9 protein-coding genes are annotated in these 12,797 nt (G+C 69.1%); 1 reads left to right on the forward strand and 8 read right to left on the reverse strand.

The features are described from left to right. Positions 1 to 390: 390 nt before the first annotated feature. From WFM69_RS18965 to WFM69_RS18975, 3 genes are all read right to left on the reverse strand, one after another. Positions 391 to 1,452, reverse strand: a complete 1,062-nt coding sequence (locus tag WFM69_RS18965) for a hemolysin family protein (protein ID WP_337007355.1) — start codon at positions 1,450 to 1,452, stop codon at positions 391 to 393. Beyond that, complete coding sequence (locus tag WFM69_RS18970; RefSeq protein WP_337007357.1) at positions 1,449 to 2,765, reverse strand: hemolysin family protein; 1,317 nt, start codon at positions 2,763 to 2,765, stop codon at positions 1,449 to 1,451. The genes WFM69_RS18965 and WFM69_RS18970 overlap by 4 nt, the downstream gene beginning before the upstream one ends. A 112-nt stretch (positions 2,766 to 2,877) precedes the next feature. Beyond that, positions 2,878 to 4,332, reverse strand: coding sequence for a GuaB1 family IMP dehydrogenase-related protein (locus WFM69_RS18975; RefSeq protein WP_337007359.1), 1,455 nt, complete (start codon positions 4,330 to 4,332; stop codon positions 2,878 to 2,880). A 160-nt stretch (positions 4,333 to 4,492) separates the two neighbouring features. On the opposite strand from WFM69_RS18975, the gene WFM69_RS18980 reads away from it, so the two are divergent. Continuing rightward, positions 4,493 to 8,179 carry a multifunctional oxoglutarate decarboxylase/oxoglutarate dehydrogenase thiamine pyrophosphate-binding subunit/dihydrolipoyllysine-residue succinyltransferase subunit gene (locus WFM69_RS18980; protein ID WP_337007361.1) on the forward strand — a complete coding sequence of 1,229 codons (3,687 nt, stop codon included), beginning with the start codon at positions 4,493 to 4,495 and terminating at the stop codon, positions 8,177 to 8,179. A 79-nt stretch (positions 8,180 to 8,258) separates the two neighbouring features. Here the strand turns inward: WFM69_RS18980 and WFM69_RS18985 are convergent, their stop codons facing one another. From WFM69_RS18985 to WFM69_RS19005, 5 genes are all read right to left on the reverse strand, one after another. Beyond that, on the reverse strand, positions 8,259 to 9,275 hold the full coding sequence (locus WFM69_RS18985) for an N-acetylglucosamine kinase (RefSeq protein ID WP_337007363.1): 1,017 nt from the start codon (positions 9,273 to 9,275) through the stop codon (positions 8,259 to 8,261). Beyond that, positions 9,272 to 10,528 (reverse strand): family 4 glycosyl hydrolase, encoded by a 1,257-nt coding sequence (locus WFM69_RS18990; protein ID WP_337007365.1) that lies wholly within the window; start codon positions 10,526 to 10,528, stop codon positions 9,272 to 9,274. Before WFM69_RS18990 ends, WFM69_RS18985 begins: the two co-directional genes overlap by 4 nt. A gap of 42 nt (positions 10,529 to 10,570) precedes the next feature. Beyond that, positions 10,571 to 11,701, reverse strand: coding sequence for an ROK family transcriptional regulator (locus tag WFM69_RS18995; RefSeq protein WP_337007367.1), 1,131 nt, complete (start codon positions 11,699 to 11,701; stop codon positions 10,571 to 10,573). A 20-nt stretch (positions 11,702 to 11,721) separates the two neighbouring features. Beyond that, positions 11,722 to 12,594 carry an ABC transporter ATP-binding protein gene (locus tag WFM69_RS19000; protein ID WP_337007369.1) on the reverse strand — a complete coding sequence of 291 codons (873 nt, stop codon included), beginning with the start codon at positions 12,592 to 12,594 and terminating at the stop codon, positions 11,722 to 11,724. After that, on the reverse strand, positions 12,591 to 12,797 hold a 207-nt coding region (locus tag WFM69_RS19005; protein WP_442928476.1), incomplete at its 5' end, for an ABC transporter ATP-binding protein. The genes WFM69_RS19000 and WFM69_RS19005, both read right to left, overlap by 4 nt.

A 12,797-nucleotide genomic window follows, 5' to 3' on the forward strand; every position in this document is an offset into this window, starting at 1 on the left:
CCGACCAGCCACGCCTACCGCGACCGCGGCACCTACACGGCCCACACCAGCATCCACTACACCGCCGAGGTCGACATCGGCAACGGCTGGTTCCCCCTCACCGGACAACTCACCATCACCGGACCCCACAACAGATCCACATCTACCAAGCACGCACCGCACTCGTCGACCACACCTGCACCGAACACCCCACCGCCCCCGGCTGCTGACCGACACCACCACCACCAGAACACCGTCGACATCGACGCGCCCCTCGAGCGTCAGAGCGGCGTCCTTCAACACGCCCGCCCCCGACACGAACGAGAGAGGCCACACGCAGGCCGAACGCGCAACGACGAAGACCGCCGCACCGTTCGGGTGCGGCGGCCTTCGTGCGTGTCGGACCTCGGGTCAGCGTCCGCGGAAGCGACGCGTCGCGTCCTGCACCTCGCCGACGAGTTCCTCGAGGATGTCCTCCAGAAACAGCACCGCGGTGGTCTCCCCCTGCGCGTCGCGTACCTTCGCCAGGTGGCGACCCGCCCTGCGCATGACCGCGAGCGCATCCTCCAGGTCCGTGTCCTCCTGCACCGGCACCATGTGGTGGATGCGTTTGGCCGGGATCGGCTCGATCATCTTGGTCTCGGCGTCCGGCCCTTCGGAGGCACGGAGGATGTCCTTCAGGTGCACGTATCCGATCGGCACCTCCGCGTCATCGACGATCACGTAGCGGGAGAACCCGTACCGCGCGACCGCCTTCTCGATGTCGTCGGGCGTGGTCGACTGCGGCAGCGTCACCAGGTCGCTCAGCGGCACGGCGACGTCACGGGCCTTCTTGTCGGTGAACTCCACCGCAGCGGCGACCGTCCCCGCGGTGTCGGTGAGCACGCCCTCACGCCGCGACTGACTGACGATCGTGGCCACCTCGTCGAGCGTGAACGTCGACGCCGCCTCGTTCTTCGGCTCCACGCGGAACAGGCGCAGCACGCCGTTCGCCGCCGCGTTGAGCACCCAGATCACCGGCATGAAGACCTTCGACACCCACACCAGCGGCGGGGCCAGGATCAGCACGGCGCGGTCCGGCACCGAGAACGCGAGGTTCTTCGGCACCATCTCGCCGAACACCACGTGCAGGAACGACACCACCAGCAGCGCGATGGTGAACGAGACCGCATCCACGACCCCATCGGGCCAGCCGAGCGCATGCAGCGGCACCGACAGCAGGTGGTGGATCGCCGGCTCCGACACGTTCAGGATGAGCAGCGAGCAGATGGTGATGCCGAGCTGCGAGGTCGCGAGCATGAGCGTCGCATGCTCCATCGCGTAGAGCGCCGTCTTGGCCGAGCGGGATCCCTGATCGGCACGAGGCTCGATCTGCGACCGCCGTGCGGAGATGACGGCGAACTCGGCGCCGACGAAGAAGGCATTCGCGAGCAGGAGCACGACGAGCCAGGCGAGTCCTCCCCAATCGCTCATCGGGTGGCCTCCTCTCCCCCGTCGAGCGGACTCGGAACGTAGCGGACGCGATCCACGCGCCGTCCGTCCATCCGCACCACCTGCAGCGTGCCGCTGTCGAGCGGCACCTCGTCCCCGACCGAGGGGACGCGCTCGAGCACGCTCATGACGTAGCCGCCGACCGTGTCGTACACATCGCCCTCCGGCACCTCGACGCCGGCACGGCTGAGCAGTTCGTCGGGGCGCAGCTCGCCGGGGAACGTGATGCCCTCCCGGTTGCGGATGACGCCGGCCCTGGTGCGGTCGTGCTCGTCGGCGACCTCGCCGACCAGCTCCTCCACGAGGTCCTCGAGTGTCACCAGGCCCGCGGTCCCGCCGTATTCGTCGACGACGATCGCGAGCTGGTAGCCGCGTGCGCGGAGTTCGGCGATCAGCGCATCGACGTGCACGGTCTCCGGCACGCGGAGCGGCTCGGTGGCGAGAGCGCCGACGGGAACGTCGGCGCGACGATCGCGCGGCACCGAGATCGCCGCTTTCAGGTGCACGACGCCCGTGATGTCGTCGAGGTCGTCGTCGTAGACCGGGAAGCGGCTATGCCCGGTGCGACGCGCGAGTTGGATCACGTCGTCCGCGGAGTCGCCCGCCGCGATCGCGTGCATGCTCGGCCGGGCCGTCATCACGTCGTCCGCGGTGAGCCGGGAGAACGTCAGCGTGCGATCGAGCAGCGTGGCCGTGTCGGCCTCCAGGAGTCCGGCGCTGGCGGAGCGGCGCACCAGCGACGAGAGCTCCTCCGCGCTGCGGGCACCGGAGAGCTCCTCCTTCGGCTCGATCCCCATGCTGCGCAGCACGCCGTTGGCGCTCCCGTTGAGGACCACCACGGCGGGCTTGAACACCGTCGTGAAGGCGATCTGGAACGGGATCACGAGCTTCGCGGTCGCCAAGGGCAGCGCGAGCGCGAAGTTCTTGGGGACGAGCTCACCCAGGATCATCGACAGCACGGTCGCCACGAACATCGCCACGATCGTCGCGATGGGCGCGATCGCCGCCTCGGGGATGCTCCACGCGTGCAGCGTCGGCCGAAGGAGGTTCGACAGCGCCGGCTCCATCGTGTATCCGGTGAGCAGCGTCGTCAGCGTGATGCCGAGCTGCGCCGAGGACAGGTGCGTCGACGTGTGCCTGAGGGCGCTGATCGTGAGCGAGAGCCGCGATTCACCGCGTGCCTGCCGCGCCTCGAGATCAGCACGATCGAGGTTCACCAGCGCGAATTCGCTCGCGACGAAGAGGCCGGTGCCGACCGTGAGCAGGAGCCCCACGCCCAACATGATGTAGTCCATCAGCGGTTCCTCTCCTGTGAGAGAGGCGGACAGTGGGGCGATGTTCTACAACTGGGAGGGTCGTCCATTATGCGGACGATTGTACAGAAGACGACTGGGTGCGCGCTTCGGCTCACCAGCTGACCGGCAGGGCCTTCCCCTCTTCGTATCCCGCGGCCGACTGCAGCCCGACGAGCGCCCTGGCGTGGAACTCCGGCACAGACGCCGCGCCCGCGTAGGTGAAGGATGAGCGCACGCCGGACGTGATCATGTCGAGCAGGTCCTCGACACCGGGGCGCAGCGGATCGAGGTAGATCTTCGAGGAGGAGATCCCCTCGGCGAACAGCTCCTTGCGTGCACGCTCGTACGCGTCGAGCCGCCCGAACCGCGCCTGCACCGCCTTGGTCGACGCCATGCCCCACGACTCCTTGAACAGGCGCCCCTCGGCATCGCGCTGCAGCTCTCCCGGTGCCTCGATCGTGCCGGCGAACCAGGATCCCACCATGACGGATGCCGCACCGGCCGCGAGCGCGAGAGCGACGTCACGCGGGTAGCGGACTCCGCCGTCTGCCCACACGTGGGCGCCGGCCTCGCGCGCGGCCTGCGCGGTCTCGAGCACGGCGGAGAACTGGGGGCGGCCGACCGCGGTCATCATGCGGGTCGTGCACATCGCGCCGGGTCCGACACCGACCTTGAGGATCGAGGCACCCGCGTCGACCAGGTCGTGGACGCCGTCGGCCGTGACGATGTTACCCGCCACGATCGGGAGGCCGAGGTCGAGGGAGGCGACCTCGCGGAGCGCCCGCAGCATGCCCTCCTGGTGCCCGTGCGCGGTGTCGACGACCAGGACGTCCACGCCGGCACCGGCGAGAGCGCGCGCCTTGGCCGCGACATCGCCGTTGATCCCGATCGCCGCCGCGACGGCCAGACGCCCCTCCGCGTCGACGGCGGGCCGATACAGGGTCGACCGGAGTGCGCTGCGCGCGCTGAGCGTGCCGACGAGGTGACCGTGGTGCACGACCGTCACCATCTCGACGTCGGCATCGGTGATGACGTCGAACGCGTGCCGCTCGGAGCCGATGTCGTCGGCATCGATCGACGGCGATCCCCGGTGCACGAGGTCGCCCAGCTGCGCGTCCGGCAGCGCCGTCGCGAGCCGGGCCGCCGGGAGGATGCCGAGGATGCGCTGGACATCGAACGGCGCCGAGCCGCGAGCCACGACGATCCCGTGTCCGATCGTCGGCGGAAGCATGCGCAGGGCATCGGCGACCGAGGCCTCCGGAGGGAGCACGAGGGGCGTGTCCCAGAGCACGGGCTGCGACTTCACGTCGCGGATCGCGGCGTCCAACTCCTGCAGTGGCAGATCCTGCGGCAGCACACCCAGTGCGCCACGCCGGGCGAGCACCGCCGCGATGCGCGGACCCGTCACCGAATTCATGTTCGCCGCGACCAGCGGCAGGGTGGCCGGAGTGCCGTCCTGCGGGGTGAGATCGACCTGAAGACGGCTGGTCACCGCGGAACGGCGCGGCACCAGGAAGACGTCCGAGTAGGTCAGATCGACGGTCGGCTGCGCTCCAGAGAACTCCATGTCTCCACGGTACTCAGATCGCGACGACCTGGGCGCTCCGCTTCGACGATTCCCGGAGCGAAACAGGTTAGGCTTGTTGGTCGAGAGTGTGCGGACCCGAACGCATCCTGCGACGACGTCCGCACCTGAGAGCTTCAGCGATGAAAGAGGGCGATCGAGCGTGTCGAACCAGGTGACCGGCGTCAACGGCGACGGGGGGTTCGGAGCCAATTCCTGGCTCGTTGAAGAGCTCTACGAGCAGTTCAAGGTGAACCGCGACTCCGTCGACAAGGAGTGGTGGCCGATCCTCGAGAAGTACCACTCCGACATCGCGGGAACCGCTGCTCCCTCCGCTTCCGCACCCGCGCCGCAACCCGCGCATCCCGTCACGGCACCGATCCCCGTGATCGGCGCACAGCCCGTGGCGCGCACGACGGCCAAGCCGGCCGCGACCGCTCCGATCCCCGCGCAGGCACCGAAGCCCGCGCCGAAGGCGGAACCGACCGAGGTCGCGGACGCCGTCGAAGAGGACAAGATCACCCCGCTGCGCGGCCTTCCCAAGACCCTCGCGGCGAACATGGACGAGTCGCTCACCGTCCCGACCGCGACCAGCGTGCGCACCGTCCCGGCCAAGCTGATGATCGACAACCGCATCGTCATCAACAACCACATGGCACGCACCCGCGGCGGCAAGATCAGCTTCACCCACCTCATCGGCTGGGCCCTCATCCGCACGCTCGACGAGTTCCGCAGTCAGAACGTCTTCTACGCGGAGATCGACGGCAAGCCCTCCGTCGTCGCTCCCGCGCACGTCAACCTCGGCATCGCGATCGACCTGCCCAAGCCCGACGGCACGCGCGCGCTCATGGTGCCGAGCATCAAGCGCGCCGACACGCTCTCGTTCACGGAGTACCTCAGCGCCTACGAGGACCTGGTCACCCGTGCCCGCGGCAACAAGCTGACGGCCGGCGACTTCCAGGGCACCACCGTCTCGCTCACCAACCCCGGCGGCATCGGCACCGTGCACTCGGTGCCGCGTCTCATGAAGGGCCAGGGCTGCATCATCGGCGCCGGCGCCCTCGAGTACCCGGCCGAGTTCCAGGGCGCGAGCGAGAAGACTCTCAACGAGCTGGCGATCGGCAAGACGATCACGCTCACCAGCACCTACGATCACCGCGTCATCCAGGGTGCGGGCTCCGGCGAGTTCCTCAAGAAGGTGCACGAGCTGCTCATCGGTCAGCGCGGCTTCTACGACGACATCTTCGCCGCGCTGCGTATCCCCTACGCGCCGATCCGCTGGAACCCCGACATCGCCGTCGACCTCGCCGAGCGCGTCGACAAGCAGTCCCGCGTGCAGGAGCTCATCAACTCGTTCCGCGTGCGCGGCCACCTCATGGCCGACATCGACCCGCTCGAGTACGTGCAGCGCTCGCACCCCGACCTCGAGATCGAGAGCCACGGCCTGACGTTCTGGGACCTCGACCGCGAGTTCGTCACCGGCGGTTTCGGCGGTCGGCGCATCGCGAAGCTCCGCGACATCCTCGGTGTGCTCCGCGACTCCTACTGCCGCACGCTCGGCATCGAGTACATGCATATCCAGGACCCCGAGCAGCGCCGCTGGTTCCAGGAGAAGGTCGAGGTCAAGTACCAGAAGCCCGGCCACGACGAGCAGCTGCGCGTCCTTCGCAAGCTCAACGAGGCCGAGGCCTTCGAGACCTTCCTGCAGACCAAGTTCGTCGGCCAGAAGCGCTTCTCGCTCGAGGGCGGCGAGTCGCTGATCCCGCTGCTCGACGAGATCCTTCAGGGCGCGGCCACCGCCGGCCTCGAAGGCGCCGCGATCGGCATGGCCCACCGCGGCCGCCTGAACGTGCTCACCAACATCGCAGGCAAGACCTACGGCCAGGTGTTCCGCGAGTTCGAGGGCACGCAGACGCCGGGCAACCAGCGCGGCTCGGGAGACGTGAAGTACCACCTCGGCACCGAGGGCACCTTCGTCGCCGACGACCAGTCCGAGCTGCCCGTCTACCTTGCTGCGAACCCCTCGCACCTCGAGACCGTCGACGGCGTGCTGGAGGGCATCGTCCGCGCCAAGCAGGACCGCAAGCCCATCGGCACGTTCGCCTGGCTGCCGATCCTCGTGCACGGCGACGCGGCCTTCGCCGGTCAGGGCGTCGTCGTCGAGACGCTGCAGATGTCGCAGCTGCGCGGCTACCGCACCGGCGGCACGATCCACGTGGTCGTGAACAACCAGGTCGGCTTCACGACCACCCCGAACGACGGTCGCACGTCGATCTACTCGACCGATGTCGCCAAGACCATCCAGGCACCCGTGTTCCACGTGAACGGCGACGACCCCGAGGCCGTCATCCACGTGGCGCAGCTCGCGTTCGAGTACCGCGAGCGCTTCCACCGCGATGTCGTGATCGACCTGGTCTGCTACCGCCGCCGCGGTCACAACGAGGGCGACGACCCCTCGATGACGCAGCCCCTCATGACCGACCTGATCCAGGCGAAGCGCTCCGTGCGTCGCCTGTACACGGAATCGCTCGTCGGTCGCGGTGACATCACCGAGCAGGAGTACGACGAGGCGAAGGCTGACTTCCAGAACCGTCTGGAGATCGCGTTCGCCGAGACGCACGCCGCCGAGACCGGCGCCCTGCCGATCGCACCGGAGCTCCCGGCCGTCGACGACCAGGTCGGCGCCCCGGACGTCACGGGCGTGCCGAGCGAGGTCATCCAGCTGATCGGCGACGCGTTCGTGAACAAGCCCGAGGGCTTCACGGTGCACCCGAAGATCCAGCAGCTGCTCGACAAGCGTCTCGACATGAGCCGCAACGGCGGCATCGACTGGGGCTTCGGCGAGCTCCTCGCCTTCGGCTCCCTCCTCGTCGAGGGCACCCCGGTGCGTCTCGCCGGTCAGGATGCGCGTCGCGGCACGTTCGTGCAGCGTCACGCCACCCTGCACGACCGCGCGAACGGCCAGGAGTGGCTGCCGCTGTCGAACCTGTCCGACGCGCAGGGACGCTTCTTCGTCTACGACTCGCTGCTGAGCGAGTACGCGGCACTCGGGTTCGAATACGGCTACTCCGTCGAGGCGCCCGAGGCGCTCGTGCTGTGGGAGGCCCAGTTCGGCGACTTCGTCAACGGCGCGCAGTCCGTCATCGACGAGTACATCTCGGCCGCCGAGCAGAAGTGGGGCCAGCAGTCCAGCGTGACCCTGCTGCTCCCCCATGGCTACGAGGGCCAGGGGCCGGACCACTCGTCCGCACGCATCGAGCGCTTCCTGCAGCTGTGCGCGCAGGACAACATGATCGTGGCCCGTCCGTCGACCCCCGCGTCGTACTTCCACCTGCTACGTCGCCAGGCCTACGCCCGTCCGCGCAAGCCGCTCATCGTCTTCACCCCGAAGGCGATGCTGCGACTGCGCGGCGCGACCAGCCCGGTCGAGGCATTCACGCAGGGCCGCTTCGAGCCGGTGATCGACGACGACCGCGGCCTCGACCGCACCGCCGTCAAGCGCGTGCTCGTGCACGCGGGCAAGGTGCACTGGGATCTGCGGGCCGAGCTCGAGAAGAACCCGAACCCGGAGGTCGCGCTGGTCCGTCTGGAGCAGCTGTACCCGACGCCGATCACGGAGCTCAAGGCCATCACCGATTCCTACCCCAACGCCGAGCTGGTGTGGGTGCAGGAGGAGCCGGAGAACCAGGGCGCCTGGCCGTTCCTCGCCCTCGCGTTCGCCGACGTGCCCGGTGACCGTTCGTTCCGCCCGGTATCCCGGCCGGCCTCGGCGTCGCCCGCGACCGGTTCGTCGAAGGTCCACGCGGCCGAGCAGGCCGCGCTGATCCGCGCTGCGGTGACGATCGACTGATCGCTCGCACGAACGAGGGGCGCCGCGACTTCGGTCGCGGCGCCCCTCGTCGTCGGTACGGGCGCTTCGGTATCGCGGCTCAGCCCACGGCCTGCGCGGTGCGGGCGAGACGCAGTTCGGAGCTCAACTCCTCGCGTGCACGGTCGAGTGCTGCCACGTCCGCTCCCGCCGCTCCCAGCACGAGCAGGGCGGCCCCGAGCACGGGTGGTGCATCGACGATCTGCAGGCGCGCCGCGGGAGCGTGTTGGTCCAGTCCGGCCCGGATCGCATCGAGCAGAAACGGATCACGGCTTCGAGCGACTCCTCCGCCGAACAGCACGGGCACCTCGGCCTCACGCAGATCGAGTCGGGAGACGCAGGCACGCACGAAGGCCACGACCTCGTCGGCCTGACGCTGCACGACGCTGCGCGCCACGTCATCGCCCGCGGCCGCGGCCGCGAACAGCACCGGGGCGAGAGCCGAGACGGTCTGCCCGGAGCGCCGACCGAGATGCACGTCTTCGATGAGGGAGGCGACGGTCGGAGCGCCGACCGCGTCGAGGAGCAGGCCGACCAACGCGGTCTCGGGGCCGCGACCGTCTTCGGCGCGGGCGGCGTGCCACAGCACTGCGTCGCCCAGCTCGGCGCCGCCGCCCCAGTCGCCGGAAAGGGGTCCGAGCGCAGGGAAGCGCACCTCTGCGCCGTCGGCACGGATGCCGATCGCGTTCATGCCGGTGCCGCAGATCACGGCGATCGCGTCCTCCGCGTCGGTACCCGCCCGCAGCAGCGCGTGCAGGTCGTTCTCGACGACGGCGCCCGCGGCCCACGGCAGCGGTGCGATCGCGGCCTGGAACACAGAGATCTCCTCCGCCAAGTCGAGCCCGGAGAGGTACAGTCCGACCGCGGCGAGCTCGCGCGAGTCGTGTCCCCCGAGGGCACGCCGGACGAGCTCGTCGATCACGCGGACCGACTCCTCCAACCCGTCGATCTGCGGGCTGGACCCCAGACCCCGCTCCCAGGCGAGCACCTCCCCCGCGGTGTCGAGCAGCACCACATCCGTCTTGGAGCCGCCCCCGTCGACCGCGAGCACCAGGTCAGGTCGGCTGTGGCCGCTCATGCCCACTCCAGGAAGCGGGCGTTGGCCGCGAGCAGCAGGTCGGTCAGCTTCTCGGCCCGCTCGTGCTGCAGCACCAGCGGATGCGCGCGCATGGCTCGCAGCACGCGGTCCCGTCCGCCGCCGATCGCCGCGTCCAGCGCGAGACGCTCGTAGCCGGCGACGGCACTGATCAGACCGCTGATGTCGTCGGGCAGCGCCGCGACCGGCTCGGCGACGAACCGCCCGTCGATGTGACGCGCCGGCACCTCGATCACGTGATCGTCCGGGAGGAACGGCAATACGCCGTCGTTGCGCAGGTTGACCACGCGAGGCACGTCCGTGCCTCCGCGGATCGCGATCAGCAGCTCGATCGCCGCCTCCGAGTAGAACGCCCCGCCGCGCTTCTCCAGGATCGCCGGCTTGGTATCGATGCGCGGATCGGCATACAGGCCGAGGAGTTCGTTCTCGATCGCGCGCACCTCCGCCGCGCGCGTGGCGTTGTGCCGCTGCTCGTGCAACACCTCGTCATGGGCGTAGTAGTACCGCAGGTAGTACGAGGGGATCACACCGAGCTGCGCGAGCAGCGCCGGTGCGAGCTCGACCGTGTCGGCCAGCTCGCCGAGGTTGTCCTCGAGTGCCTGCGGGAGCCGGTCGACGCCGTCGATGAAGACGCCGCGCTCCCACGTCAGATGGTTGAGTCCCACGTGCGCCAGCGCCACGCGATCCGCCTCGACCCCAGCCTCCTCGGCGAAGCGGCGCTGGAAGCCGATGGCGACGTTGCACAAGCCGACCGCGCGGTGCCCGGCCTGCAGCAGCGCACGCGTCACGATTCCGACCGGGTTGGTGAAGTCGACGATCCAGGCATCGGGCTTGGCATGCCGACGCACGACATCGGCGATGCGCAGCACGACCGGGACCGTGCGCAGCGCCTTGGCGAGCCCGCCGGGTCCCGTCGTCTCCTGCCCGATGCAGTCCACGTCGTGCGGCCAGCTCTCGTCCTGCTCGCGCGCGTCCTGACCACCCACCCGCAGCTGGATGAGCACGGCGTCCGCATCGCTGACGCCCGCCGCGAGGTCGTCGGTGGTGACCAGTCGCGCCGGATGCCCGCCTCGAGCCAGCATGCGACGCGACACCGCGCCGACGAGCTCGAGTCGCGTCGGGTCCGTGTCGACCAGCACGAGCTCCTCGATCGGGAGTTCGCGCTGCAGGCGGATGAATCCGTCGATCAGCTCCGGGGTATACGTCGATCCACCGCCGACGATGGCCAGTTTCATCTGGTCTCCTTGTTTCCGTGTGTCTACGCCCGTCGTCGGGCGTCAGTCTGTGGGGATGCGTTCTTCGAGAAGGGTGCGGATCTGCTCCACGAGCAGCCGGCGCGCTCCGACCAGCACCGCGCTCGCACCGGTGCCACTCATCCGCACTTCGGGTATCGGGCGTTCCTCGCCGGATGCCCGCTCCGCGACGAGTTCTGCGAGACGCGACCCGCCGGCCAGTCCCGTGGGGCCGCCGAGCACGATCATCGCCGGGTCGAGCACGACTAGGACGGGTTCGATCGTGAGGGCGATGCGGTCGGCGACCGTGCGCAAGGCCGCATCGTCTTCGCCGAGCGACAGGATGCCGCCGTCCCGGTCGGCGAGCAGGCCGAGGACCACGTCCTCGCCGAGCAGATCGGTGGTGACGGCGCCGGGCTCACCCGTGCCCGCGGAAACGGTCAGGTAGCCGATCTCCCCAGCGCTGCCATGCGCGCCGCGGTGGATCGTGCCGCCGAGGTCGACGCCGACACCGAGTCCGATGCCCACCCAGAGGAAGGCGAAGCTGTCGACCTCCTGCGCGACGCCGACCGCGCGCTCGGCCATCGTGGCGAGGTTGACGTCGTTCTCCAGGGTGACGGCGATGTCGAGCTCGGCTTCGATGCGCGCCCGCGCTCCGAACGCCGGCCAGCCGGGCAGCGAGTCGGTGAGCGACAGCGTGTCCTGGCCGCGGCTCACGGCAGCCTGCACCGCGACGGTCACCGCAGCGATCGTGTCGCGGTCGGTCCCGGCCGCTGCACACGCGGCGTCGATGGCGCGGGCGATGTCCCGTTCGGGCGAGCGCTCCTCCCCGCGCACGGGGAGGTCGACGAGCGGATACTCGGCACCCGATGCATCGACCAGCACGGCCTGGATGCTCGCATCGAGCATGTTCACCGCCACACCGGCGACCCGATCGGTCCGCACGCCCCAGCTGACCGCGCTCGGTCCCCGACTTCCGGCGACCTCGCCGACGGGCAGCACCAGCTCCGCACGCTCGAGTCGAGCGATCATCTGGGTGGCGGTCGGCTTCGACATGCCGGAGAGCTCGCCGAGCCGTGTCCGGGTGAGCGGACCGTGCTCGAGGATCAACCGGAACGCCTCACGGTCGTTCCTGGTGCGCAGCCAGGCCGAGGTACCGGGGTCGATCTGTGACATGGGAGCTCTCTTCCGAGGTTTCAGGCGATGCCGAGTTCGGTGCGGACTTCGTCGCGGAGGCGGCCGAGGTTGTCGGGCTCGGGTGCGGCGCCGAGGAGGGTCTTGGTGTAGTCGTGTTGCGGGTTGAGGATGACGTCGTCCGCGGGTCCGCGTTCGACGACATCTCCCTTGTAGAGCACCATGATCTCATCGGAGAAATGCCGTGCCGTGGCCAGGTCATGCGTGATGTAGAGGACGCCGAGGTTCTCCTCGCGTTGCAGGTCCGCGAGCAGGTTCAACACCCCCAACCGGATCGACACGTCCAACATGCTCACGGGCTCGTCCGCGACGATGAACCGCGCCCCCGGCGCCAACGCCCGTGCGATCGCGACACGCTGCCGCTGCCCACCCGAGAGCTCATGCGGACGACGCTCCGCGAACGACTCCCCCGGCGACAACCGCACCCGTTCGAGGAGTTCCACGGCCCGCGCCCGCACCTGCGCGCTCGACAGTTTCGGGTGATGCAACCGGATCGGACGCTCCAGATGATGCACGATCGTGTGGAACGGGTTCAACGACGCGAACGGATCCTGGAACACCATCTGCACATCCGCGCGATACCGCTCCAACGCCCGCCCCCGCGAACCCGACTCCTGCCCATCCAACAGGATCTCCCCACTGGTCGGGGTCTCCAACTTCATCAACATCCGCGCGATCGTCGACTTCCCCGACCCCGACTCCCCCACCAACGCGACCGTCTTCCCCGCCTCGATCGTGAACGACACATCCTTCACCGCATGAAGAGTCGTCGTGCGGAACCCGGACCGCAGATGGAAATCCTTCACCAGGTTCCGCGCCTCCAGTTTCGCCACCCCCACCGTCGTGGACTCGGAGCTGCTCGTGTTCGCGCTCATCGCACACCCTCCTGGCTCGCACCGGTACGCACGAAATCTCCCCGCTCACCCTTCAACGACGGGAAACTCGACAACAACCGCTTCGTGTACTCATGCTGCGGAGACCGGTAGATCTCCGCCGCGGTCCCCTCCTCCACGATCTGCCCCTGCAACATGATCGCGATCCGATCACTGATCTCGATCAACATCGGCAGATCATGCGT

The organism is Microbacterium sp. LB12 (assembly GCF_037150835.1).
GTDB lineage: Bacteria > Actinomycetota > Actinomycetes > Actinomycetales > Microbacteriaceae > Microbacterium.